Source organism: Ensifer sp. ENS02 (assembly GCF_014851885.1).
Taxonomy (GTDB): domain Bacteria; phylum Pseudomonadota; class Alphaproteobacteria; order Rhizobiales; family Rhizobiaceae; genus Ensifer; species Ensifer adhaerens.
In genome coordinates, this window is the sequence record NZ_JACVAO010000010.1 from 246,306 (window position 1) to 270,078 (window position 23,773).

Annotated in this window: 18 protein-coding genes; 7 read left to right on the plus strand and 11 right to left on the minus strand. The window is 62.9% G+C overall.

Features of this window, described 5'->3' with window-relative positions; all coding sequences use genetic code 11:
- Window positions 1–23: 23 nt before the first annotated feature.
- The 7 genes from phnE (IB262_RS22650) to IB262_RS22680 form a co-directional block, all read right to left on the minus strand.
- The gene (gene phnE, locus IB262_RS22650; RefSeq protein WP_060518221.1) at window positions 24–1,541 is read right to left on the minus strand and encodes a phosphonate ABC transporter, permease protein PhnE; all 1,518 of its coding nucleotides are present in this window, start codon (window positions 1,539–1,541) and stop codon (window positions 24–26) included.
- A gap of 9 nt (window positions 1,542–1,550) precedes the next feature.
- Window positions 1,551–2,513, minus strand: a complete 963-nt coding sequence (phnE, locus tag IB262_RS22655) for a phosphonate ABC transporter, permease protein PhnE (protein ID WP_060530376.1) — start codon at window positions 2,511–2,513, stop codon at window positions 1,551–1,553.
- 169 nt (window positions 2,514–2,682) lie between these two features.
- Window positions 2,683–3,588, minus strand: a complete 906-nt coding sequence (gene phnD / locus IB262_RS22660) for a phosphonate ABC transporter substrate-binding protein (protein WP_034799586.1) — start codon at window positions 3,586–3,588, stop codon at window positions 2,683–2,685.
- An 84-nt stretch (window positions 3,589–3,672) separates the two neighbouring features.
- On the minus strand, window positions 3,673–4,515 hold the full coding sequence (gene phnC, locus IB262_RS22665; RefSeq protein WP_192493798.1) for a phosphonate ABC transporter ATP-binding protein: 843 nt from the start codon (window positions 4,513–4,515) through the stop codon (window positions 3,673–3,675).
- Window positions 4,516–4,756: 241 nt separating this feature from the next.
- On the minus strand, window positions 4,757–5,140 hold the full coding sequence (locus IB262_RS22670; protein ID WP_090295868.1) for a YciI family protein: 384 nt from the start codon (window positions 5,138–5,140) through the stop codon (window positions 4,757–4,759).
- A 389-nt stretch (window positions 5,141–5,529) separates the two neighbouring features.
- Entirely contained in the window at window positions 5,530–6,657 is a 1,128-nt protein-coding gene (locus IB262_RS22675; RefSeq protein ID WP_192493799.1) for an FAD-binding oxidoreductase, read from the minus strand.
- A gap of 79 nt (window positions 6,658–6,736) precedes the next feature.
- Window positions 6,737–7,705 carry a LysR family transcriptional regulator gene (locus IB262_RS22680; protein ID WP_060530317.1) on the minus strand — a complete coding sequence of 323 codons (969 nt, stop codon included), beginning with the start codon at window positions 7,703–7,705 and terminating at the stop codon, window positions 6,737–6,739.
- A gap of 230 nt (window positions 7,706–7,935) precedes the next feature.
- Here IB262_RS22680 and IB262_RS22685 point away from each other — a divergent pair, with 230 nt between their 5' ends.
- Both IB262_RS22685 and IB262_RS22690 read left to right on the plus strand, forming a co-directional pair.
- Window positions 7,936–9,123 carry an acyl-CoA dehydrogenase gene (locus IB262_RS22685; RefSeq protein WP_060530318.1) on the plus strand — a complete coding sequence of 396 codons (1,188 nt, stop codon included), beginning with the start codon at window positions 7,936–7,938 and terminating at the stop codon, window positions 9,121–9,123.
- 11 nt (window positions 9,124–9,134) lie between these two features.
- Entirely contained in the window at window positions 9,135–10,319 is a 1,185-nt protein-coding gene (locus IB262_RS22690; RefSeq protein ID WP_192372792.1) for a CaiB/BaiF CoA-transferase family protein, read from the plus strand.
- Window positions 10,320–10,411: 92 nt separating this feature from the next.
- On the opposite strand, the gene htpG is transcribed toward IB262_RS22690, so the two are convergent.
- Complete coding sequence (gene htpG / locus IB262_RS22695) at window positions 10,412–12,301, minus strand: molecular chaperone HtpG (RefSeq protein ID WP_060586224.1); 1,890 nt, start codon at window positions 12,299–12,301, stop codon at window positions 10,412–10,414.
- 359 nt (window positions 12,302–12,660) lie between these two features.
- Here htpG and IB262_RS22700 point away from each other — a divergent pair, with 359 nt between their 5' ends.
- From IB262_RS22700 to fabI, 4 genes are read left to right on the plus strand one after another with little or no spacing between them, the layout of a single operon-like run.
- On the plus strand, window positions 12,661–14,877 hold the full coding sequence (locus tag IB262_RS22700) for a DUF3141 domain-containing protein (protein ID WP_192493800.1): 2,217 nt from the start codon (window positions 12,661–12,663) through the stop codon (window positions 14,875–14,877).
- Between the two features lie 15 nt (window positions 14,878–14,892).
- Window positions 14,893–15,849 (plus strand): phosphate acetyltransferase, encoded by a 957-nt coding sequence (locus IB262_RS22705; RefSeq protein WP_060586225.1) that lies wholly within the window; start codon window positions 14,893–14,895, stop codon window positions 15,847–15,849.
- A gap of 2 nt (window positions 15,850–15,851) precedes the next feature.
- Complete coding sequence (locus IB262_RS22710; RefSeq protein WP_034799605.1) at window positions 15,852–17,036, plus strand: acetate/propionate family kinase; 1,185 nt, start codon at window positions 15,852–15,854, stop codon at window positions 17,034–17,036.
- Between the two features lie 17 nt (window positions 17,037–17,053).
- Window positions 17,054–17,839: an enoyl-ACP reductase FabI gene (gene fabI, locus IB262_RS22715; RefSeq protein ID WP_034799607.1), complete on the plus strand. Its 786-nt coding sequence runs from the start codon at window positions 17,054–17,056 to the stop codon at window positions 17,837–17,839.
- A gap of 20 nt (window positions 17,840–17,859) precedes the next feature.
- On the opposite strand, the gene IB262_RS22720 is transcribed toward fabI, so the two are convergent.
- The gene (locus tag IB262_RS22720; protein WP_192493801.1) at window positions 17,860–19,335 is read right to left on the minus strand and encodes an NAD-dependent succinate-semialdehyde dehydrogenase; all 1,476 of its coding nucleotides are present in this window, start codon (window positions 19,333–19,335) and stop codon (window positions 17,860–17,862) included.
- A gap of 257 nt (window positions 19,336–19,592) precedes the next feature.
- Window positions 19,593–20,861: a 4-aminobutyrate--2-oxoglutarate transaminase gene (locus tag IB262_RS22725; protein ID WP_034799611.1), complete on the minus strand. Its 1,269-nt coding sequence runs from the start codon at window positions 20,859–20,861 to the stop codon at window positions 19,593–19,595.
- Window positions 20,862–21,086: 225 nt separating this feature from the next.
- Here IB262_RS22725 and IB262_RS22730 point away from each other — a divergent pair, with 225 nt between their 5' ends.
- On the plus strand, window positions 21,087–21,899 hold the full coding sequence (locus IB262_RS22730; protein WP_034799613.1) for a MerR family transcriptional regulator: 813 nt from the start codon (window positions 21,087–21,089) through the stop codon (window positions 21,897–21,899).
- 144 nt (window positions 21,900–22,043) lie between these two features.
- Here the strand turns inward: IB262_RS22730 and fba are convergent, their stop codons facing one another.
- Window positions 22,044–23,087: a class II fructose-bisphosphate aldolase gene (gene fba / locus IB262_RS22735; RefSeq protein ID WP_034799614.1), complete on the minus strand. Its 1,044-nt coding sequence runs from the start codon at window positions 23,085–23,087 to the stop codon at window positions 22,044–22,046.
- Window positions 23,088–23,773: the final 686 nt, after the last annotated feature.

Below are 23,773 nucleotides of genomic sequence, written 5' to 3' on the forward strand. Positions count from 1 at the left end.
GACACGCAAATGCTTGGCTGTCGTCAATGTGCCTTGCTGCCCATCAGGCGCGAACGGCACGCGTTCGAGATGCTGTCGAAAATAAAGACAACCAGCAAGATCAGAAGCACCATATAGGCGACATTTTCCCAATCGGAATTGGTACGCATCGCTTCCCAGAGTTTGAGGCCGATACCGCCGGCGCCGACGGCGCCGATGATCGTCGCCGAGCGAGTGTTCGATTCCCAGAAGTAGAGCGCCTGGCTGGCAAAAACCGGCAGCACCTGCGGAAGCACGCCGAAGCGCTGCACGGCAAGCGGCGTCGCTCCGACCGACTTCACGCCCTCGCGCTGCTTGTCATCGATGTTTTCCAGCGCCTCGGAATAGAGTTTGCCGAGCGTACCGGTGTCGGTGAAGAAGATCGCGGAGATGCCGGCAAGCGGTCCGGGGCCGAAGGCGCGGGTGAAGAACAGTGCCCAGATGAACATGTCCACCGACCGCAGGAAGTCGAAGAAGCGCTTGACCACCTGGTTGGTCAGGAAGCTCGGCGTGATGTTTCTGGCGGCAAGGAAGCAGAGCGGGAAGGCGATCAGCGACGCAAAGAGCGTGCCGACGAAAGCCATGACGACCGTCTGCAACAGCTTCGTCCAGACGTCCAGATGCTGCCATTCGGCGTTATAGAGGATGTTGTTCCAGGCGAGCGAAAGGTTCGAACGCGTCGGGTCGATCTGTTCGCCGGATGTGATGAGCGCGACGACCTCGCCATAGCTTTTGCCGAAGAATGGCGAGTTGGTGTCGAACAGGAAGTTCGCCCAACCGAAGAAGCGGTTGCGGACGGAAACCTCGTCGCCTTCCACTTCAGCCCACCCGGTGGCGCCAAAGGCAAGCACGATCTTTTCGCCTGGCCGCTTCTGTGTCGCCCAGGCGGGCAGTTGGCCCTGCGGCCTCACCGTGTCGACGCCGTCTACGGTCATCACAAACGTGTCGCCGCCATGGGTAGCCTTCACCAGGCCATCGGCGATCTCGATCCTGGTCGAGCGGTCGTAGGTTACGACGACGCGCGTCAGCACGTCTTCCGTCCGGGTTTCGATACGGTTCTGCGTTTCGGCAGCGGCTGTGCCACCGAGCGCGGAGCCGGGCGCCATGAAGCTGAACGACGAGCTTGCCTTCGGCTTGACCGCCTGCGCGGTGGAGGCCGGTATCTCGACCTGGCGCGTCACCGTCTGCCTGTCGAGCTCCACCCAATCCGGATTGGGATTGGGCCCGAGCGGCGAATTGCGCTGATAGTTGAGACGCATCGTACGGTCGGGGGCGACGTGGATTTCCGGGCGTACCTCATAGGAAACCCAGTCGGCGAGGTAGGTGCCGGCGATGCCCCAATTGGCATTGCCGAGCACGTGGCCGATCGAGAAGAACCACCAGCTGAAGATGAGGTAGACGACGACGCCGCCGGCGATGGCTGCGGTGCGCACGCGGCTGGAGGTCGAGGATTTGAGGAGGTCGGGATGGCGGCTCGCGATCGCGTCCATTTCCATCGGGTTCAATCGTGTGGTCGTGGTCATGGTACGCACCTACTGGGCAAGCTGGAAGGCCTGCTCGCCAACGAGGCGGCGGCGAAGCCAGGCGGAAAACTGGTCGACGGCAAAAATGGTCGCAAACAGCAGGAGGACGATTGCAAGGGTCTTGGCCTGGTGTCCCTGGCCGATCGAAAGGCGCAGCAATTCGCCGATGCCGCCGCCACCGACGGCGCCGATGATCGTCGAGGCGCGCACGTTGATCTCGAGGCGCAGCAGGAAATAGCTGGTGAAATTGGGCAGCACCTGCGGCACCATGCCGAACCAGACGCGCTCGATCCAGTTGCCGCCGGCAGCCCGCAGGCCCTCGTCCGGCTTCATGTCGGCGTTTTCGACCACTTCATAAAAGAGCTTGCCGAGCGCGCCGATCGTGTGGATCGAGACCGCGGCGATCGCCGGAATGGGGCCGAGCGAGAGGATCGCGAGGAAGAAGCCGGCGATCACCACCTCCGGAAATGCCCGGAGAACTTCCATGATGCGGCGAACGATGCCGCGGATCCACGGATTGGGCATCAGGTTGCGCGCGGCAAGGAAGCAGAGCACGAAACCGAGGGCCGTACCGATCACCGTCGAGAAGATCGCGATGTTCACGGTCTCCAGCATCTTGTGCACGTATTCGGGGATGTAGAAGCTTTCGGTCAGGTACAGCCGGCCCTCGGGGTAGTTGTACTTGAAGCTGCCATCGTCATAGGGCGAGGGCAGGTCGAACATGGCGCGGAAAATTTCTAGCCCGTCGCGCGGCGCGAGATCGCCGACGAAATCGAAGAAATGCGGCAAACGGTCGAAGAACTTGCCGGCATTGGAATCGTTGGCGAACCAGAGCGAGCCCGATAGCGCCAGGAGGAGAACGCCGAAGCCAAGCCAGGAATAGAGCCGGCGGCGGGAACTGAGTTCCTGCCAGTGACGCTCGATGACGGCGCCGTTGTCGCTCAGATGTCGCGGGAGCAGGGAAGTTGCCATGACCGTTCCGGCTTTCGCCGGCCTCTTGAGCATTTCCAGGTAAAGTGCGAAGCGGTTTTCCGCCCCGGAAATGCGTGAAAACAATGCGGCGAAGGATGCGAAAGCACCCCTTCAAACAGTGAAACGCTGGCCGTTTGGGCGGCCAGCGTTCCCGAGTGGTGCGGGTCTATCAGCCGCCGATCGTCGCCTTGCGGGCGTCGATGATCGGCTTGTAGAAGTCGGCGTTGACTTCGGTGTAGCCGGTGAAGTCACCGCCCTGGATGGCCGAGAAGCAGGCCGCGTCGGTCTTCGGCAGGTCCAGCATGAACTGCTTGAACTTCGCCTTCATGTCGTCGTTCATCGTGTTGCGCACGACGATCGGGCCGTTCGGGATCAGCGGCGACTTCCAGAGCTCGACCAGGTCGTTCATGTCGAGGATGCCCTTGTCGACCATCTTCTTCAGGTTGCCCGAGGTGTAGCCGTCCTTGAATTCGCCGACGCCCGAGCCGAAGGTCGTGCCGGCATCGAAGGTGCCCTTGACGACTTCGAGAACGAGGTTTTCGTGACCGCCGCCGAAGCCGGTTTCACCGAAGAATTCCTTGACCGGGGCGCCGATCGCTTCCGGGAGCGTGACGAGCGGGACGAGGTAGCCCGAGGTCGAGTCCGGGTCGGCGAAGCCGAGCTTCTTGCCCTTCAGGTCTTCGATCTTGGTGATGCCGGAATCCTTGCGGGCAACCATGATCGAGTGGTAGCCGGTCGAACCGTCGGTCTGAACGGTCGTCAGGATCGGCTCGACGGCGTCAGCCTTGGCGAGGTAGATCTTGGCGTAGCCGGAAGCGCCGAGTTCGGCGTAGTCGAGCGTGCCGCCGAGCAGGCCCTGGATGACGCCGTCATAGTCGGCGGCCGGGAACAGCGAGACCTTCTCGACGCCAATGGCGGCCGGCAGCTTGTCGACCAGGCACTGGAAGTTGCGCAGGCGGTCGGCTTCGTTTTCGCCGCCGAGGATGCCGATGCGGAATTCCTTCAGGTCTTCAGCCTGGGCGTGGCCGACGAGGGCGAGGAGCGCTACGGCGCCCAGAAGAGCTTTCTTCAGCATAAGGTTCTCCCGTGTCCGGCTTGGCCGGATCCTATTGGGTTTCAAAGAGGTGCCCTTGACGCGGGCTTTCGATCATGGCGGGCGTCAGATGCCGGCCAGTGCCAGCGGCTTGAGGCCGGCCGATGCCGTTTCTTCCTGCGGTACTGCCGCCGGAATGTTGATGCTGGTGGAGGTCATCGATTCCTCGATGCCTGTGTCGGCGCCGTAGATCTCGGCAACCGCTGCCGCGGTCAGATCCTTGGGTTGGCCGTCGAAGACGACGCGGCCATGCGCCATGCCGATGATGCGTTCGCAATAGTTGCGGGCGGTATCGAGCGTGTGGAGGTTGGTGATCACCGTGATGCCATGGCGCTCGTTGATATCGCGCAGCGCATCCATGACGATCTTGGCGTTCAGCGGGTCGAGCGAGGCGATCGGCTCGTCGGCAAGCAGAACCTTCGGCTGCTGCATCAGCGCGCGGGCGATCGCGACGCGCTGCTGCTGGCCGCCGGAAAGCGTGCCGGCCGGCTGGAGCGCGGTCTGCTCGATGCCGAGGCGCTCAAGTGCGCCGATCGCCATGATGCGTTCTTCGCGGGTAAACATGTTGAGGATGCTCAAGACGGTCGAGCGGTGGTTGAGACGCCCGAGAAGCACGTTGGTGAGCACGTCGAGGCGCGGCACCAGGTTGAACTGCTGGAAGATCATCGCGCAGTCGCGCTGCCAGGTGCGAAGGGCAGCACCGCGCAGCGACGAAACTTCCGTGCCATCGAAGACGATCGAGCCGGACGACAGATTGACGAGGCGGTTGATCATACGCAGAAGCGTCGACTTGCCGGCGCCCGAGCGGCCGATCACGCCGACCATCTGCCCTTGCGGTATGTCGAAGGTAACCGAACTCACGGCTGTCTTCTTGCCGAACTGGCGGGTTACATTCTTCAACTGAAACATGTCTAGCAGGTCCTCTTCCGGGGAGACCGGTCATCGGTATGACCCTGCCATATCGGCGCTTCATGAAGCCGGAATGTCAGTTTGTTGTAAGTTCTGTTACAGTTCACAGCCCCGCATGTTTGGTTAACAAAATTTGAATGGCTGCGCGCAGGCGCCTGCACTCCCCGTCAACTTCAAGGGGCGCGTATCAACATCGAGCGGATATCTGTGGTCGGAGCCGCCGTCGCGGCCGGCGCAGTCGTTAGCTTTGTGGACCGGGGTCCAGCGTCGCGCCGGGAACATAGAGCGCAATCGGCCGGATCTCGTAGATCGCGGTCGGATTGGAGCGGCGCAATTCGCGCGCGGCGTCAACTGCCGCGTCGATGGCCGGGAAGTCGACGACGTAGAGGCCGAGCAATTGCTCCTTGGTTTCGGCGAAGGGGCCATCGGTGACAATGCCTTCGCCCTTGCCCCTCAGCGTCACAGCACCTTCTGTAGGCCCGAGCCGTGCGGCCGGGCCAAAGGCCTTCTGCTGGACGAACCGGTCATGAACTTCAAGCAGGTCGGACATCAGCGCTGCGTCCTCCTCCTCGGTCCAGGATTCGACGACGCCTGCTGTATGGTAGGCCAAGATTGCGTAATACATGAACCGTCCTCCCGCGCGTATTCGTGTCAGGTTTTGCCGGCCGCATCAACGCCTCGTCGTGCGGACGGCGTCACCGAGCGTGCCGCCGGAGTGGGGCGCGTGTTCAGCGGATCAGCCCCAGGCCGCCGCTGCCTAGCGACAGGCCTGCCTGGCAATCCGAGAACCGCGCTTGATCTCGCCGCGGGCTGCTGCGTCGCGGGCCCTCCAGACGGGGCCGCGCGCGAGCGAGCGGGCAACTTCGCGCCCGGGTATCTTCGGCTGAGCGCGCGCAGGCCTTCATCGATCGCGGCGTTGCCGAAGACCTCGTCACAGTCGTATTTCGACCCCGTCGCGCGCCGCAGTATCGTGCTGGGCGTGGCCTCCCTCGCCTGCGGCCAACTCTGCTCGGGCTAGCGTTCCAATCGAGCCGGGCTGAACTTTGCGGCATCGAGGCCGATCGCTTCGAAGGCCTCGGGCGCTGGTGCACCGACGAGGAGGCTTGCGGCGAATGCGCCGAGCGCCGGTGAGGTGAGGATGCCGTAGCCGCCCTGGCCGGCGAGCCAGAAGAAATCCGGTCGCTCGCGGGCAAAGCCGATCACCGGAAGCTTGTCCGGCGAGAAGCTGCGCATGCCGGCCCAGCTCTTGAAGATGCGGCGCACCGGCACGGTCGTTGCCTCCTCGACGTAGTGCGCAGCCCAGGCGACGTCGATCTCCTCCGGCTGGACGTCGGCCGGCTCGCACGGCGTTGCGTCGGCGGGCGAGGAAAGCAGCCGCCCGCCTTCGGGCTTCATGTAGAAGTCTTCATCGATCTCGTTGATTTCGGGCAGCGTCAGCGCGTCGATGCCTTCGGGCAGGTCGACGGTGATTGCGGTGCGGCGATGCGGCACGATGCCGATGGGGGCGACGCCGAACGATTGTGCGACGGGATCGGCCCAGCCGCCGGCAGCATTGACGATCGTCTTTGCACTGACTTCGCCGGCACTCGTCGCCAGCACCCAGCGGTCGCCGTTCCGGCGCGGCGCCAGCACGTCCGAGCGCTCGATAATTACCGCGCCATGGCGACGCGCGCCCCGGACGTAACCCTGCAGCAGGTTCTCGACTTCGATGTCCCAGAATTGCGGATCGTAATAGGCCGCAGCCACATAGTCGCGGCGCAGGATCGGCACACGCGCGATCGCCTCGTCGACGGTCAGCCGTTCAATTTCGGCGTTGGCACGGCTCTCCGCGGCAAACACCTCTTCGAACCGGGCAACTTTCTCGGCATTGGCGATCATGACGCCACCGCGCTGCTTGAGCAGCGCCACTTCGGAGAAGCCCTCAGGTGGATTATCGAAAAAGCCCTTGGATATCGCCGCCAGCGCACAGACCTCCGGCGCGTTATAGCGCAGCACGAACTCTGCCGCCGAGCGGCCGGTGCTGTGATAGCCGAGCCCTTCTTCCCGCTCGATCACCACGACGGAGCGATGCGGTGCCAGGAAATAGGCAAGCGACAGGCCGGCGATTCCAGCGCCAATGATCGCCACGTCGTAGTCTTGCATGTCCCGCCTCCGTTGGTTGTCGGCCGGACCATAGGCAAGGCGTCATCTGTGTTCAAATTTATAACTGGAAAGGTGGCTATCAATCCTGATGATGGTCGGCCCGATCGTCGAGGCAGTGGTCCAGCGGCTCCGTATCGGCCACATGGGCAAGAAATGCGGCCTCTGCCGGATTGAGGATCGCATTCGGATTGGAGATGCGGAAGACATCGGTGCTGGGCAGATCGCTATAGGGCGGCAGCTGCCACAGTTGGCCCGCCGCGACGGCTGGCGATGCCAAGTGATCCGGCAGCATGCCGATGCCGACATTGGAGGCGATCAGCCGCATCACCTCCTCGACATTGCAGGAGACGGCGCGGACCTGCTGGCCAAAAGACCCGATCGCGCGCACGGCGGTTACCGAGTTCATGTGCTGGCCGCCCAAAACGTCGGCGATGAAAGCGATATAGGGATTGCCCCTGAGGTCGTTGAAGTCGACACCTTCGACCCCGAAAAGCGGATGGCTTCTGCCGCAATAGAGCGCATAGCGCTCGCGCACGTGAAACCGCCTGTTCAGCCAGTCGGGAATGTTGCCGTCGCATAGGCCCATGGTCGCAACATTGCGCTCGACGGCGCTCAACACATCCACGGTAGTTGCGACCGTGACCGACAGCGTGACCTTGGGGTGCAGGCGAAAGAAGCTTTCGAGCTTGCGGTCCCAGGCGGGATTATGCGCGTGGCTGACCGAGTGGATGTTGAGATGGCCGGTGATCTCCTCGCCGGCGGTTTCAAGAACATTCGGCAGGCGGATGACGGCTGCGAAGATATCGCGGCACTGCGCATGCAGGCGCGCACCGGCGTCGGTCAGGTTGAAACGCCCGGGACGCCGGTCGATGAGTTTCTGGCCGACGGTTTGCTCCAACCGCTTCAACGCCATGCTGACGGCCGGCTGTTGCAGGAGCAACCGGTTGGCGGCGGCCGTGATGCTGCCTTCCTCGACGAGCACGACGAAGGTGCGCAGCAGATTCCAGTCGAGATTGTGGGCAAAGCGTTCGAGGCGGTCATTGGCCATGGTCGTGGCTTGCTTCTGATCTCTGGCGTTGAACTGGCCCTTTGTTCTGAGGGAAGCGGAGCGAAGGACGTCCGTTCTTGTCGTCATATTCCAGCGAATTTGCAACATGGGCTGCTCGATGGCGCACGAGGGGCCATTCCCCGGACGCATGAGGCGGTGCCTCAATTTCGTTTGAAACGGCATGCACCCCTTGCGATAACGTGAGCCGAATAATCCGATGGGAGAGAAACATGGCCGGCAAGACGCAATTTCAATGGGATGATCCGTTCCTCCTCGACGATCAGTTGACCGAGGACGAGCGTATGATCCGCGACACCGCGCGGGCCTATGCGCAGGACCGGCTGCAGCCGCGCGTCATCGACGCCTACCGCGAAGAATCGACCGATCCGGAGATCTTCCGCGAGATGGGCGAGCTCGGTCTGCTCGGCGTCACCGTTTCCGAAACCTATGGCGGCGTCGGCGCTTCCTACGTCGCCTACGGCCTCGTTGCTCGCGAAGTCGAGCGCGTCGATTCGGGCTACCGCTCGATGATGAGCGTGCAGTCGTCGCTGGTGATCTATCCGATCTATGCCTATGGTTCTGAGGAGCAGAAGCAGAAGTACCTGCCGAAGCTCATCAGCGGCGAGTGGATCGGCTGCTTCGGCCTGACCGAGCCGGACGCCGGTTCTGACCCGGCCGGCATGAAGACGCGCGCGATCAAGACCGAGAGCGGCTACCGCCTCGTCGGCTCGAAGATGTGGATCTCTAACGCACCGATCGCCGATGTCTTCGTTGTCTGGGCAAAGTCGGAAGCGCACGGAGGCGCCATCCGCGGTTTCGTGCTCGAAAAGGGCATGAAGGGTCTGTCCGCCCCGAAGATCGCCGGCAAGCTGTCGCTGCGGGCGTCGATCACCGGCGAAATCGTCATGGACAGTGTCGAGGTCGGCGAAGAAGCGCTGCTGCCGAACGTCGAGGGTCTCAAGGGCCCGTTCGGCTGCCTCAACCGTGCCCGCTACGGTATCTCCTGGGGTGCGCTCGGCGCTGCCGAGTTCTGCTGGCATGCGGCGCGTCAGTACGGTCTCGATCGCAAGCAGTTCAACCGGCCGCTGGCGCAGACGCAGCTCTTCCAGAAGAAGCTTGCCGATATGCAGACGGAGATCACGCTCGGCCTGCAGGGGTCGCTGCGCGTCGGCCGCCTGATGGACGAAGGCCGCATGGCCCCGGAAATGATCTCGATCGTCAAGCGCAACAATTGCGGCAAGGCGCTCGACATCGCCCGCATGGCCCGCGACATGCACGGCGGCAACGGCATCTCGGAGGAATACCAGGTCATGCGCCACATGGTGAACCTCGAGACCGTCAACACCTACGAGGGCACGCATGACGTCCATGCGCTGATCCTCGGTCGCGCCCAGACCGGCCTTCAGGCCTTCTTCTGAGCGGTGCCGTCATGGAAACGCCGCTGAAGGGCATTCGTGTCCTGGAATTGGCCCGCATTCTGGCGGGCCCATGGATCGGCCAGACGCTGGCCGATCTCGGTGCCGACGTCATCAAGGTGGAAAGCCCGGCCGGCGACGACACCCGCACCTGGGGCCCGCCCTTCGTTGCGGGCGAGGAAGGCGAGAAGCTCGATGCCGCCTATTTCCACGCCTGCAACCGCGGCAAGCGCTCGGTGGTGCTCGACTTCACGACCGAGGAGGGGCAGGAGGCCGTGCGCCGCCTTGCCGCCCAGTCGGACGTGCTGCTTGAGAACTTCAAGGTTGGCGGGCTTACGAAATACGGGCTCGACTACGAGAGTCTGAAGAAGATCAATCCGCGGCTGATCTACTGCTCGGTCACTGGCTTTGGCCAGGATGGTCCCTATGCGCACCGCGCCGGCTACGACTACATCGTCCAGGGCATGAGCGGCATCATGGACCTGACCGGTGAGCCCGATCGCGAGCCACAGAAAATCGGCGTCGCCTTCGCCGATATCTTCACCGGTCTTTACGGCGTGATTGCCGTGCAGGCAGCACTTGCCCAGCGCGAGCGCACCGGCGAGGGGCAGCAGATCGACATGGCGCTGCTCGACTGCATGACGGGCGTGCTTGCCAACCAGGCGCTCAACTTCCTCGTCTCGGGCAAGGCGCCGCGCCGGCTCGGCAATGCGCACCCGAACATCGCGCCCTATCAGGTCTTCCCGACCTCGGACGGTCACCTGATCGTCGCTGTTGGTAACGACCGGCAGTTCGTGAAGTTCTGCACCCTGCTCGGGCGTTCGGATCTTGCGACCGACGAGCGTTATCTGACCAACGCGCTTCGCGTGCAGAACCGGGACACGTTGACGCCGGAACTCGCCGCCGAAACCGCGAAGATCGAGCGCGATACGCTGTTGAAGTTGCTGGAAGATGCAGGCGTGCCCGGCGGACCGATCAACACCGTTGCCGACGTCTTTGCCGATCCGCAGATCGAGCATCGGCAAATGCGTGTGGATACGCCGCATTCGGGGGCCGCTGCCGGTACGTCGCCCGGGGTCCGGACGCCGATCCGGTTTTCGGCCGCCGAGCTTGCGCTCGAGCGTGGCGTGCCGCGACTTGGAGAGCATACGGCCGAGGTGTTGGCCGAAATCGGGATGGACGCGTCGAAGAGCGATTAACGCGACGTGAGACGCTGAGTGTCTCGTTTAGGCGTGACCTGAAGAAAATAGCGAAAGCCCTGGAAATCGGAGAGATTTCCAGGGCTTCTTTGTTAAGCCTTGAGGGCGCGATCAAAGACGCGCGACAGCCGTTCGGCGAAGCCGCGCGGGTCCTGCGGCTTGTCGCCATCGAGCACGCGCGCCTGGTCGAGCAGGAGTTGGACGGCGTCCGTGCGGAACGCCGTATCGCCGGCGGGGCTCGCGGCCATGGCGGTGATCAGAGCGTGGCTCGGGTTGATCTCAAGGATCGGCTTGGGGGCGTCGTCGAGACGGCCAGCACCTTGCAGCATCTTTTCGAGCTGGCGGTCGGGGCCGTGTTCGGGTGCCACCAGGCAAACGGCGCTTTCCGTCAGGCGGTCGGAGGTGCGCACGTCCGAGACGGACGCACCGAGCGTCTCCTTGGCGAACGCGACGAAGTCGATGACCAGCTGGCTGGCCTGCGGCGCTTCTTCCTTGGCCCCCTCGGCCTTGGCGATGGCGCTGAGATCGGCCGCACCCTGCGTGATCGACTTCCACGGTTTTCCGTCGAAATCGGGCGCGGATGTGACCCAGAAGCTATCGACCGGATCGGTCAACAGCAACACCTCGATCCCGCGGGCGCGAAAACCTTCGAGCTGTGGTGAGGCCTTGAGCTGGGCAAGGTTGTCACCGGTCAAGTAATAGATCGCCGACTGGCCGTCCTTCATGTCCTTGACGTAATCGGTAAGGCTGCGCTGGCTCGCATCCGAAGTAGTGGTGCGGAAGCGCGACAGCGCCACCAGCTGCTCGCGGCGCTCGTAATCCTCATAGATGCCTTCCTTCAGCACGCTGCCGAAGTTTTCCCAGAGCTTGTCGAAGGTCTCTGTCTCGTTTTCCGCAAGCTTCTCGATCGCCGTCAGCACGCGATTGGTGACGCCCTTGCGGATGCTGGCGAGCAGCGGGCTTTCCTGGATCATCTCGCGCGAAACGTTGAGCGGCAGGTCCGACGTGTCGACGAGGCCGCGCACGAAACGCAGGTAACGCGGCAGCAATTCCGCTTCGTCGGTGATGAAGACGCGCTTGACGTAGAGCTTCATCCGGCCCTTGCGGTCCGGGTCGAACAGATCGAATGGCTTGGAGCCGGGCACGAAGGCAAGGGCCGTATATTCATGGCGGCCTTCGGCGCGGAAATGCACGGTCAGCGCTGGGTCGTCATATTGGCCGGCGACGCCGCGGTAGAAATCGGCGTAGTCTTCCTTGCTGATCTCGCTCTTCTGCTTGGTCCAGAGCGCGGTGCCGTCCCCGACCTGGACAGGCTCGGCATCGGGCTTTTCGAGAATCGAGATAGGCACCGGCACGTGGCCGGATTGGTCCTTGACGATGCGCTCGACGGTCCAGCGCGACGTGTAGGTCTTGGCGTCTTCCATCAGGTGCAGCGTGATGCGTGTGCCGCGCGCCGGGGCGTCCGCAAGTTCGGCTGCGGAAACGGTGTAGCTGCCCTTGCCGTCGGACGACCACAGGAAGGCGTGCTCCGAGCCGGCGCGGCGCGAGACCACATCGACCTTGTCGGCGACCATGAAGGCGGAATAGAAGCCGACGCCGAACTGGCCGATGAGCTGCGCGCCCTCCTTGCCCTGGGCGGCTTCAATGCGCTCCATGAAGGCGCGTGTGCCCGAGCGGGCGATGGTGCCGAGCGCTTCGACAAGCTCGTCGCGACCCATGCCGATGCCGTTGTCCTCGACGATGAGCCGGTTATTTTCCTCGTCCAGCGTCAGGGTGATGCGGGGTGTCGGGTCGCCGGCCAGAAGCTCCGGCGAGACGATCGCCTCATAACGCAGCTTCTCGCAGGCATCCGCCGCGTTCGAAATCAGTTCGCGGAGGAAGACGTTCTTGTCGGAATAGACCGAATGCACCATCAAATGGAGCAGTCGCGCCACATCGGCTTCGAAGACATGTTTCTCTACGGACATTTCGGTTTCGCTCATTGCCTGGCAACTCCTTTGGGTTTCGCCCCAATTGGCAAGCTGTGTCCTGAATTTCAAGGCCCGACTTGCGCACTCCCCATTTCTGGACAATGCTGCACTGCGAAAGATCACTCAACACCAGCGAAACGATGCTTCTTCAACGGGGTCGAAGGCGAGGAATTCGCAAAGGGCGACAAGTCGCCGTAACACTCCGCTGTTATGTTCCTGCGACCCGGACAGATGGTCCTGGGTCACCATGCCGAGTTCATATCGCGTTCTGCCGCCAGTCGATTTGACTAAGGTCAATGCGCGACAAATTGCGTTGCTCTATTGGCCTTGGCGACGGGGCTGACCTTCAATCGCACCGAGGAGTGGACATCATGCCCAAGCATTCCACGAGCCCGACAATCCCGACTTTCGCAGATGCCTATTCCTTTTCGCTCGATGCCTGGCAACGTTCGATCCTTTTTCTCGATGTCATGCGTCAGCGCGGCGCGCAATACGAGGAACATCGCACGCAGACCGCGCCGAACGTGCTGGAGTTCGAGGCCCAGCTTGTTACCGATGGGCGCACGCTCGCCCGGCCGGTGAACTATGCGCTGGTCAGCATCGTTCCGCCCGAGGGCGTCACGGTCGATCCGACCAAGCGTCCCTTCGTCGTCGTCGACCCCCGGGCCGGCCACGGCCCCGGCATTGGCGGCTTCAAGGCCGACAGTGAAATCGGTGTCGCGCTGAAAGCGGGCCATCCCTGCTACTTCATCGGCTTCTTGCCGGATCCGGTTCCTGGACAAACGATCGAGGACATCGCACTGGCCGAAGCCGGCTTTCTCGAAACCGTCATCGCCCGCCATCCGGAAGCGGACGGAAAGCCCTGTGTGATCGGAAACTGCCAGGCGGGTTGGGCGGTCACGATCGTCGCCGCGCTGCGTCCCGAACTCTTCGGCCCGATCATCATTGCCGGCGCGCCGCTGTCCTATTGGGCAGGCGTGCACGGGCAGAACCCGATGCGCTATTCCGGCGGGCTTCTCGGTGGCAGCTGGCTGACGGCGCTGACCGGCGACCTCGGCGGCGGCATATTCGACGGTGCCTGGCTGGTACAGAATTTCGAGAACCAGAATCCGGCCAACACCCTCTGGACCAAGCAATACAATCTCTATTCGAAGATCGACACGGAAGCCGCGCGCTACCTCGGGTTCGAACGCTGGTGGGGTGGCCACGTCACGCTCAATGCCGAGGAGATGCAGTTCATCGTCGACGAACTCTTCGTGGGCAACAAGCTTGCCGCGGGCGAAATCCGAACATCGGACGGCACGGCGATCGACCTTCGCAACATCCGCTCGCCGATCGTGGTCTTCTGCTCCAAGGGCGATAACATCACCCCGCCGCAGCAGGCGCTCGACTGGATCCTCGACCTCTATGACAGCGTCGACGAAATCCGGGCCTACGGCCAGACGATCGTCTACACCGTCCACGAGACCGTGGGACATCTCGGCATTTTCGTCTCCGCCGGCGTCGCGCGGAAGGAACATGACGAATTCGCCTCCAATATCGAGTTGATCGACGTGCTGCCGCCTGGGCTTTACGAGGCGGTGCTGACGCCGGCGAGCGAGGCGGCCGAGGGCAGGGCGCTCGTCTCCGGAGAATGGCTGATGCGCTGCGAGCCGCGCACCCTCGAGGACATCCGCGCGCATGGCGGCAACGACATCGAGGATGACAGGCGTTTTGCCACCGCGGCGAAGCTTTCGGAGATCAATCTGGCGCTCTATCGCACCTATCTGCAGCCAATGGTCAAGGCAGCGGCAACGCCGCCCGTGGCGGAGGCGATGCGCAACATGCACCCGCTGCGTCTGCAATACGCGCTTTTCGGGCCCGACAACCCCTTCATGGCCTGGACGTCGGCGCTGGCGGACTATGTCCGTGAAAACCGCGAACCTGCTGCCGCCGGCAACCCGTTCATCGCCTGGCAGGAGGCGCTGTCGCAGCAGATCGTGGACGGGTTAGAGACCTGGCGACGGACGGCTGAATATCTTTCGGAGCAAAGCTTCCACGCCATCTACGGCGCTCCGACCCTGCAAGCGGCACTCGGCATCGACACGAACTCAGACCAGCCGCCGCGCAAAGCGGAGAAGAGCCTCTTGCACCGCGAACTCGTCAAGGCGCGGATCGCCGAACTCAAGGCCAGAATGGCCGTGGGCGGAACCTGTGAAGGTCTTGCCAGAGCCCTGACCTTCGTCGGCATGGCGCGCGGAGGCGCGGACGAACGCGGGTTCGAGGCTGTGCGCCGGCTCCGGCTTTCCCATCCGGAAGCAAAGCAACTGAGCCTGGCCGACTTCAAGACCGTTATGCGGGAGCAGTATTTCATGCTGCTGATCGACGAGGCGGCGGCGCTCGCCGCTCTTCCGAAGCTGCTACCGGAGGCGGTCGAGGAGCGTCGCAGTGCCTTTACGGCCCTTCGTGAGGTACTGGAGGCATCCGGAGCCGTGACGGGCGTGGCTGCCGAGCGGTTGCAGCAGGTTGCCGCGCTCTTCCGCCTGGACCGCGAGCCGCCGGTTCCGATCGCGGCGGGCAAGATCATTCGCAATCGCACCGCTACCTGATGAGGGAGTATCGACGTGTCCGAGGTAACCGAACTGCCGATTGAGCAGTCCAAATACGATCTCCTGATTGCCACCGCGCGAGACGAAACGCCGGCGGTCACCATTGTCGCGCATCCCTGCGACGAGACCTCTCTGCGCGGTGCGTTGGAGGCCGCGCAAATGGGGCTGATCGCGCCCGTTCTCGTCGGGCCAGAGGCAAAGATCCGCAGCGTGGCCGCCGAACATGGCCTCGACCTCGGTCGGTGCGAGATCGTCGACGCGCCGCATAGCCATGCGGCCGCAGCGAAAGCGGTGGCGATGATCCGCGAGGGTCGTGGCGAGTTGCTGATGAAAGGCAGCCTGCATACCGACGAACTGATGAAGGAGGTCGCGGCGTCGGCGACCGGGCTCAGGACCGATCGAAGGATCAGCCACGTCTTCATCATGGACGTACCGGGGCATTCAGAGACGCTCTTCATCACGGACGCCGCCATCAACATCTTTCCCGACCTCGAAGCCAAGCGCGACATCGTGCAGAATGCCATCGATCTCTGGGTGACGATCGGCCTCGGCGAGCCGCGCGTCGCCATTCTTTCTGCGGTCGAAACGGTAACGACGAAGATCCCGTCAACGATCGAGGCGGCAGCACTCTGCAAGATGGCCGAACGCGGCCAGATCACCGGCGGCCTGCTCGATGGTCCGCTTGCCTTCGACAACGCGATCGACCCGGAGGCAGCAAGGATCAAGGGCATCACGTCGCCCGTGGCCGGCCGCGCCCAGATTCTGGTGGTGCCGGACCTTGAGGCGGGCAACATGCTCGCCAAGAACCTGACGTTCCTGTCCCATGCCGACGCTGCCGGCATCGTGCTTGGAGCGCGCGTGCCCATCGTGCTGACGTCGCGGGCGGACTCCGTGCGCACGCGCCTCGCCTCCTGCGCGGTCGCCGCGCTCTATGCGGCGCGCCGGCGGACCTCGCAAGTTGCGGCGGTATGACCATGGATGCGCTTCTCGTCGTCAACGCCGGCTCATCGAGCTTGAAGTTCCAGGTTTTCGGGATCACGGATCAAGGGCTCGAACGCCAGATCAAGGGCCAGATCGGTGGCATCGGCACGCGTCCCCGCCTGCAGGCGAAAGCGGCCGACGGCACCATTCTGATCGACAAGAGCTATGATGCCGACGTCGTTGGCGATCTGCCGGCGGCGATCGCGGCGGCACGCGACTGGTTGATGACGCTCGAAGGCTTCACCTTACGGGCGGTCGGCCATCGCGTAGTACATGGTGGCCCCGATTATGCGGCGCCGGTGCTGATCGATGCGACCGTCCTTGATCGCCTCGCGAGCTACCAGGATCTGGCACCGCTGCACCAGCCCAACAATCTTGCTCCGATCCGTCAGGCGATGGCGATCAATCCGGATGTACCGCAGGTCGCCTGTTTCGATACCGCCTTCCATCATGGCCACCCGGAAGAGGTGAACTGCTACGCCATGCCGCGCAGCTTCTATGAGGACGGTGTGCGGCGCTACGGCTTCCACGGCCTTTCCTATGAGTACATTTCAGAGCGTCTGCGGGATGTGGCGCCTGCGGTCGCAGGTGGTCGCGTCATCGTCGCCCATCTCGGCAGCGGCGCCTCTATGTGCGCCTTGCGCGATGGTCACAGCATCGAGAGCACCATGGGCTTCACCGCGCTCGACGGCCTGCCGATGGGAACGCGGCCCGGTCAGCTCGATCCGGGCGTCGTGCTCTATCTGATCCTGCAACGCGGCATGAGCGCTCAGGCCGTTTCTGACCTGCTCTATCACGAGGCCGGCCTCAAGGGGCTCTCTGGCGTCTCGAATGACATGCGCGACCTGCTCGCAAGCGCAGACGCCCATGCCAAGCTCGCGATCGACCACTTCGTCTATCGCGCAGGGCTCAATGTCGGGATGCTTGCAGCCGCGCTCCGTGGCATCGACGCCTTGGTTTTCACGGCGGGCGTCGGGGAGAACTCCGCACAGATCCGCGCCCGCATCGCCGAGAACATCGCCTGGCTCGGGGCCGAACTCGACCCAGCCGCCAACGAGGCCGGCGCGACGCTGATTTCGACGCCTTCGAGCCGCGTTGCGCTTTACGTCATCCCGACCGACGAGGAACTGATGATCGCCCGCCACACGCTTGCACTGCTTAAAACCCGCGCAGCCTGATCCATCGGAGACAATTGATGTCCATTCCTGTCGCAAAGGCCAAACTTCTGGACGGCCGCAAGGGCCTGATCGTCGGCATTGCCAATGATCGATCGATCGCCTGGGGCTGCGCCCGTGCCTTCCGCGCCTTCGGGGCGGAGGTGGCGGTCACCTATCTGAACGACAAGGCGAAACCTCACGTCGAACCCCTGGCGCGTGAAATCGAAGCGCCGATCTTCCTGCCGCTCGACGTGGCCGTGCCAGGGCAAATGGAAGCGGTGTTCGAGGAGATCGAGAAGACCTGGGGTGAACTCGACTTTGTCGTCCATTCGATCGCCTTTTCGCCGAAGGATACGCTCGGCGGCCGCGTCGTCGATGTCCCGCGCGAGGGCTTCCTGAAGACTATGGACATTTCCTGCTGGTCCTTCATCCGCATGGCGCATCTCGCCGAGCCGCTGATGAAGAACGGCGGCACGCTCTTCACCATGACCTATCATGGCTCACAGGTGGTGGTGGAAAACTACAACATCATGGGTGTCGCCAAGGCCGCACTCGAAAGTGCCGTCCGATACCTCGCCTCCGAACTCGGCCCGAAGGGGATCCGCGTGCACGCCATTTCGCCTGGCGCGCTGGCGACGCGCGCCGCTTCCGGCATTCCGGAATTTGACGCGCTGCTCGAAAAGACCAAGGTCAAATCGCCGAGCCGCGAGCTGATTGACATCGACGACGTCGGCGCGGCCACCGCCTTCCTTGCGCATGACGCCGCCCGCCTGATCACGGGCCAGGTGCTTTATGTCGACGGCGGCTACCACATCATCGACTAACCGCCGGGTCTCCGCATGGGTCAGATATTGCCCATGCAGAGATACTTCATCTCGAGATAGTCTTCGAGCCCGTGGCGGGAGCCTTCGCGGCCGATGCCCGATTGCTTGATGCCGCCGAAGGGCGCGGCTTCGGAGGACATGCGGCCGGTGTTGATGCCGACCATCCCGTATTCGAGCGCCTCGGCCACATGCCAGACGCGCTTCAGATTTTCGGCGTAGAAATAGGCGGCAAGACCGTAGATCGTGTCGTTGGCTTCGGCGATCACCTGCTCGGCGGTCTCGAAGCGGATGATCGGGGCGATCGGACCGAAGGTCTCTTCCTGGGCGACGCGCATGTCTGTCGAAATGCCTGTTAGCACCGTCGGCTCGAAGAAGGTGCCGGACGTGCCGATCCTGTGGCCGCCGGCGCGCACCTTGGCACCCTTCGAAACGGCGTCGGCGACATGGGCCTCGATCTTTTCGATCGCGTGTTTGTCGATCATCGGGCCGATGGTGATATCAGGCGTGAAACCGTCGCCGACAGTCAGCTCGGCGACGCGCCTGACGAACTTTTCGGCAAAGGCGTCATGCACGCCCGCTTGCACATAGATGCGGTTGGCCGAGACGCAGGTCTGGCCGGCATTGCGGAACTTCGCCTGGATGGCGCCATCGACCGCCTCGTCGATGTCGGCGTCGTCAAAGACGATGAAGGGGGCGTTGCCGCCAAGCTCCAGGCTGACCTTCTTGATCTGGTCGGAGCATTGTCGCATCAACAGCCGCCCGACCTCGGTCGAACCGGTGAAGCTGATCTTGCGCACCTTCGGGTTGCTGCAAAGTTCGCGGCCGATTGCAGCGCCTTCTGCGGCATAGAGCAGGTTGAGGACACCGGTCGGGAAGCCTGCCTTTTCGGCGAGCAAGAACATCGCGCCGGCAACGAGCGGTGTCTGTTCGGCGGGTTTCAGCACGATGGTGCAGCCGGCGGCTAGCGCCGGCGAGATCTTGCGGGCGACCATCGAGGCCGGGAAATTCCATGGCGTGATCGTGCCGACGACGCCGACGGGCTGCTTGATCACAAGCATGCGGCGGTCGTTGGCCGGGGCGGGGAAGGTTTCGCCATAGATGCGTTTCGCCTCTTCCGCATACCACTCGACATAGGCCGCGGCATGCAGCACTTCACCCTTCGATTCGCCGATGGGTTTCCCCATCTCGGCCGTCAGGATGGCTGCAAGGTCGTCGGCATGCGCGACGATCAGGTCGTACCAGCGGCGAAGCACGGCACTGCGGTCTTTGGCAGGCTTTGCCGCCCAGAGAACTTGCGCCTTGGCCGCAGCTTCGATTGCCGCATGGGCTTCGTCGATGCCCATATCCGGCAGCGTCGCCAGCTTTTCGCCGGTCGATGGATTGAAGACGTCGAAGGTTGCGCCAGCCCAATTCTTGCCGGCCGCGGGGATGGAGTGAAGCGAAGCGAACAGGTCGGCGTCGCGCAAGTGCTTGGTCAAGGCGGGGGTCAAGGTCATGGCGGGCATCCTCCGGCGATGGCCTGCCGCGAGACGGCAGGCCCGCTTTTGCTTGTTCTTGCGGGTGCCGATCAATCCCGGCACCCGAGAATTGCGCGTCTGAATTGGCGCGCAGCACCTACAGCGCAGCGAATCCCTCAGGATGCGCTAAGGCCGCCATAGCACTTTGAATTGCTGCATAATTTTGCCCTCAAGTCGATCCTGAATTGAGGAATTATGCACCGGGCAACCCGCGTTGCTGGTCGCCCGGTCGAGGATCAAGCACGCGCTGCGAGGATCGACGCTTCGAGAATGTCGAGCGCTTCGGCGAAGACTTCGTCCTGGATGGTGATCGGCGCCAGGAAGCGGATGACGTTGCCGTGCACACCGCAGGTAAGCAGGATCAGGCCCTTTTCCAGAGCGATCAGGCGCACCTTGTTGGCAAAGTCAGCGCTCGGCAGGTTGGTCTTCACGTCGTTGAACTCGACGGCGTTCATGAAGCCGGGGCCGCGGATGTCGGCGATTTCGGGCGCCTGCTCGCGGATTGCGGCAAGCCGCTGCTTCAGCCGGCCGCCAAGCTGCTCGGCGCGCTCGCAGAGCTTCTCCTCAGCGATAACGTCAAGGACGGCGTGCGCTGCGGCGATGCCGAGTGGGTTGCCGCCATAGGTGCCGCCAAGGCCGCCCGGCGCTGGAGCATCCATGACTTCGGCGCGGCCGGTGACGGCGGCAAGCGGGAAGCCGCCGGCGAGGCTTTTCGCCATGGTGATGAGATCGGGCGCGACATCATGGTGGTCCATGGCAAACATCTTGCCGGTACGGGCAAAGCCGGTCTGAACTTCGTCGGCGATCAAGAGAATGCCGTGCTGGTCGCAAATTTCGCGCAGCGCCTTCATGAAGGCGGCAGGCGCCGGATAGAAGCCGCCTTCGCCCTGCACGGGCTCGAGAATGATCGCGGCGACGCGACCCGGATCGACGTCGGCGGCAAAGAGCTTCTTCAGCGCAGCGAGCGACTGTTCGGTGGTGACGCCGTGCAATTCGATCGGGAAGGGGGCGTGGAAGACGTCGCCCGGCATCGCGCCGAAGCCGACCTTATAGGGAACGACCTTGCCGGTGAGCGCCATGCCCATGAAGGTCCGGCCGTGGAAGCCGCCACTGAAGGCGATAACCGCCTGACGGCCTGTCGAGGCGCGGGCGATCTTGACGGCGTTTTCGACGGCTTCGGCGCCGGTGGTCACGAAGATGGTCTTCTTGGCGAAGTCGCCGGGCGTCAGTGCATTGAGGCGCTCGGCGAGATGCACGTAGGATTCGTAGGGAACGACCTGGTGGCAGGTGTGGGTGAAGCGATCGATCTGCGCCTTGACCGCCTCGATCACCTTCGGGTGGCGATGGCCGGTATTGACGACCGCGATGCCGGAGGCGAAGTCGATGTAGCGATTGCCTTCCTTGTCCCAGATTTCCGAATTTTCCGCGCGGTCGGCGTAGATCTGGGTGGTCATGCCGACGCCGCGCGAGATGGCGGCGTTCTTGCGGTCGGGGAGGCTGGTCATGGCGCGTTCCTGTCGTCTGGAGTTAATATATTGCATTTTTTCTGCAAGTTTATTGTGGAAGTGGTACACCTTTCACTGTCGATTGCAAATCAAATTTGGTGATCGAGACACCACGGTTGCTGATGCGCCGTTCTTGTCAGATCTCGATCGCGGCGGCTAAGGTTGCGGACACGCCGGAATTGCAAGGATTCGGGCAGCGCCGCTGGGCGGTAAAGGGAAATTGGAATGGGCGCAGTGCGCTACAAGGTCGCTGAAGCGGCGCGACTGGCGGGGGTTTCCGCCTCGACGCTGAGGCTATGGGAGACGCAAGGTCTCGTCGTGCCCGAGCGCTCGCCGACGGGGCATAGGCAGTATACCGAGAACGATCTTGCCCGGTTGAAGCGCATCTCCTGGTTCCGGGCCGAGCGTGGTCTCAATCCGGCTGCGATCCGTGAGGCGCTGGACGCCGAAGCGGCTGCGGATGACCAGCCCCCATCGGCGACGAGCGACGGGCCTGAAAACCAGATCGGGCGCAAGCTACGCAGCCTCAGGCACGCCGCCGGCAAGACGCTGGAGCAGGTCGCCGGCGAGATCGGCATCGCCGCCTCGGTGCTCTCGACGCTGGAGCGCACGTCGCAGGGCGTCTCGGTCGCTGTGCTGCACAACATCGCGGAATTCTTCGGAACCACCGTTTCCAGCCTTGCTGGTGAAGAGGAGGCGGATACGCGCGCCGTCGTTCGGGCCGGCGAATGGCGGACATGGCCGCGCACGACCCCCGGCGTCACGGTGCAACTGCTTGCCGATGGCCGCAACCAGATGGATTGCCACCGCTTCGTGCTGGAGCCGGGCGCGTCCAGCGAAGGCGCCTACGGGCACGAGGGCGAGGAGTTTGTCTATGTGCTCTCCGGCCGTGTCGAGTTCATTCTCGACAGCGACCAGTTCTACGACCTCGGTGTCGGCGACTCGCTCTATTTCGAGAGCAAGAGGCGGCACGCCTGGACGAACCGGCATGACGGCGAAACCGTGCTGCTCTGGGTCAACACGCCGCCGACGTTCTAATTGTCGGCCGATCACGCGGTATTTCTCAATTGAAACGCAATCGGCGCGCGGTCCGAATAGAACCGCGCGCCGATTGGTGTTGTGAGCCCAGGCAAGCCGTCTGCTCCCCGATCCGGTGACCCGGAGCGGGGAGGGATTGTCGGATCAGCCGGCCGCGTAGCGCTTTGCCATTTCCGGCAGGCGCAGCGTGCGGATCTTCGAGGCCTTGCCAGCGGTGCGGAAGGCTTCGAAGCGCTCCTTGCAGACTTCGGTCATCAGCGCGGTTGCCGGCTTCAGGTAGGTGCGCGGGTCGAAGTTTTCCGGGTTCTCGGCGAAGTTCTTGCGGATCGTGCCGGTCATGGCGAGGCGCAGGTCTGTGTCGATGTTGACCTTGCGAACGCCGAGCGGGATCGCCTTCTGGATTTCCGAGACCGGAACGCCCCAGGTCGGCTTCATCTTGCCGCCATAGGTGTTGAAGAGATCCTGCAGATCCTTCGGCACCGACGACGAGCCGTGCATGACGAGGTGGGTGTTCGGCAGCTTCTTATTGATCTTGGCGATCGTTTCGATCGACAGGATGTCGCCATCGGGCTCGCGGGTGAACTTGTAGGCGCCGTGGCTAGTGCCGATGGCGACGGCCAGTGCGTCGACGCCGGTCTTGGTGACGAAGTCGAGCGCCTGCTCCGGATCGGTCAACAGTTCTTCACGCGACAGCTTGCCTTCGAAGCCGTGGCCGTCTTCCTTGTCGCCGGCGCCAGTTTCGAGGTTGCCGAGGCAGCCGAGTTCGCCTTCGACCGAAACGCCGGCCGCATGTGCGATCTTCACGACTTCTGCGGTGACGGCGACATTGTATTCATAGCTGGCAACGGTCTTGCCGTCCTTCTCCAGTGAGCCGTCCATCATGACGGAGGTGAAGCCGTTGGTGATGGCCGAAATGCAGGTCGACGGCTGGTCGCCGTGGTCGAGGTGCAAACAGACCGGGATATGCGGGTATTCTTCCGCCGCGCCGAGGATGAGGTGGCGCAGGAACGCGTCACCGGCGTAGGAGCGGGCGCCACGGCTTGCCTGGAGGATGACCGGACTGTCGGTCGCATCGGCGGCGCGCATGACGGCCTGAATGTATTCCAGATTGTTCACATTGAACGCCGGCAGCGCGTAGTCGTTCTCCGCCGCATGGTCGAGCAGTTGCCGCAATGTGATCAATGCCATTCGCTATCTCCCTTTGGATACTCGGTGCAACCTATGCGGCGCACCACAAAAACAATCCGGCCGTTGAACCGCACGAAATGCATCGATGGCAAAGTCGATGGCCGGCTTTTTCGTGCGGCGTGACGGCGCGCGCGAATTGGTCGCGCCCACCGAAGTCAGGCGCACAATAGTTCATCGAAGTGGTTTGACAACCGGGCAAAAGGCAGGTTGCCAGAGGTCGAAACTCGCTTCAATCGATTTTACTGTGGACTGGATGCAACACCTTCAGTGTGAAGTGTTTTCACTTTCTGGTGGTGCCTGAGAGGAGGGGGAGTCGAGGGCAGTAGATACAACCATTGGGCGCTGATTTTGTCTGTTACACCATCGTGGTGGATGCCCTCTCGGAAACAGTCTGTCGACAGGAGGTGAACGTCTCGCAAGAAGATTGCGGCAACGCCCCTCTTTCTTTGCGCAGATTACGTAAACTGCCGCTAAAATTCACAAACTTTGCATCGCGGATGATTCGAGGCCCAATCCGGCCGACAAAAAGCGCGGACCTAAAACGTTGCAGTAGATTTCGCAAAAATGCCCTGTTCACGTCATATGCCCGTCGCAAAGGCGACGAAAAGAATCGCAAACAAAATACAACCTATGGGATAGGTCGATTCCCCTCCTATAGATAAAGATGCAGACAGCCGCAGAATCCG

Coding starts and splice junctions, on each gene's coding strand:
- phnE (WP_060518221.1), bottom strand. CDS start 1,541: ATGACCACGACCACACGATTGAACCCGATGGAAATGGACGCGATCGCG.
- phnE (WP_060530376.1), bottom strand. CDS start 2,513: ATGGCAACTTCCCTGCTCCCGCGACATCTGAGCGACAACGGCGCCGTC.
- phnD (WP_034799586.1), bottom strand. CDS start 3,588: ATGCTGAAGAAAGCTCTTCTGGGCGCCGTAGCGCTCCTCGCCCTCGTC.
- phnC (WP_192493798.1), bottom strand. CDS start 4,515: ATGTTTCAGTTGAAGAATGTAACCCGCCAGTTCGGCAAGAAGACAGCC.
- IB262_RS22670 (WP_090295868.1), bottom strand. CDS start 5,140: ATGTATTACGCAATCTTGGCCTACCATACAGCAGGCGTCGTCGAATCC.
- IB262_RS22675 (WP_192493799.1), bottom strand. CDS start 6,657: ATGCAAGACTACGACGTGGCGATCATTGGCGCTGGAATCGCCGGCCTG.
- IB262_RS22680 (WP_060530317.1), bottom strand. CDS start 7,705: ATGGCCAATGACCGCCTCGAACGCTTTGCCCACAATCTCGACTGGAAT.
- IB262_RS22685 (WP_060530318.1), top strand. CDS start 7,936: ATGGCCGGCAAGACGCAATTTCAATGGGATGATCCGTTCCTCCTCGAC.
- IB262_RS22690 (WP_192372792.1), top strand. CDS start 9,135: ATGGAAACGCCGCTGAAGGGCATTCGTGTCCTGGAATTGGCCCGCATT.
- htpG (WP_060586224.1), bottom strand. CDS start 12,301: ATGAGCGAAACCGAAATGTCCGTAGAGAAACATGTCTTCGAAGCCGAT.
- IB262_RS22700 (WP_192493800.1), top strand. CDS start 12,661: ATGCCCAAGCATTCCACGAGCCCGACAATCCCGACTTTCGCAGATGCC.
- IB262_RS22710 (WP_034799605.1), top strand. CDS start 15,852: ATGGATGCGCTTCTCGTCGTCAACGCCGGCTCATCGAGCTTGAAGTTC.
- fabI (WP_034799607.1), top strand. CDS start 17,054: ATGTCCATTCCTGTCGCAAAGGCCAAACTTCTGGACGGCCGCAAGGGC.
- IB262_RS22720 (WP_192493801.1), bottom strand. CDS start 19,335: ATGACCTTGACCCCCGCCTTGACCAAGCACTTGCGCGACGCCGACCTG.
- IB262_RS22725 (WP_034799611.1), bottom strand. CDS start 20,861: ATGACCAGCCTCCCCGACCGCAAGAACGCCGCCATCTCGCGCGGCGTC.
- IB262_RS22730 (WP_034799613.1), top strand. CDS start 21,087: ATGGGCGCAGTGCGCTACAAGGTCGCTGAAGCGGCGCGACTGGCGGGG.
- fba (WP_034799614.1), bottom strand. CDS start 23,087: ATGGCATTGATCACATTGCGGCAACTGCTCGACCATGCGGCGGAGAAC.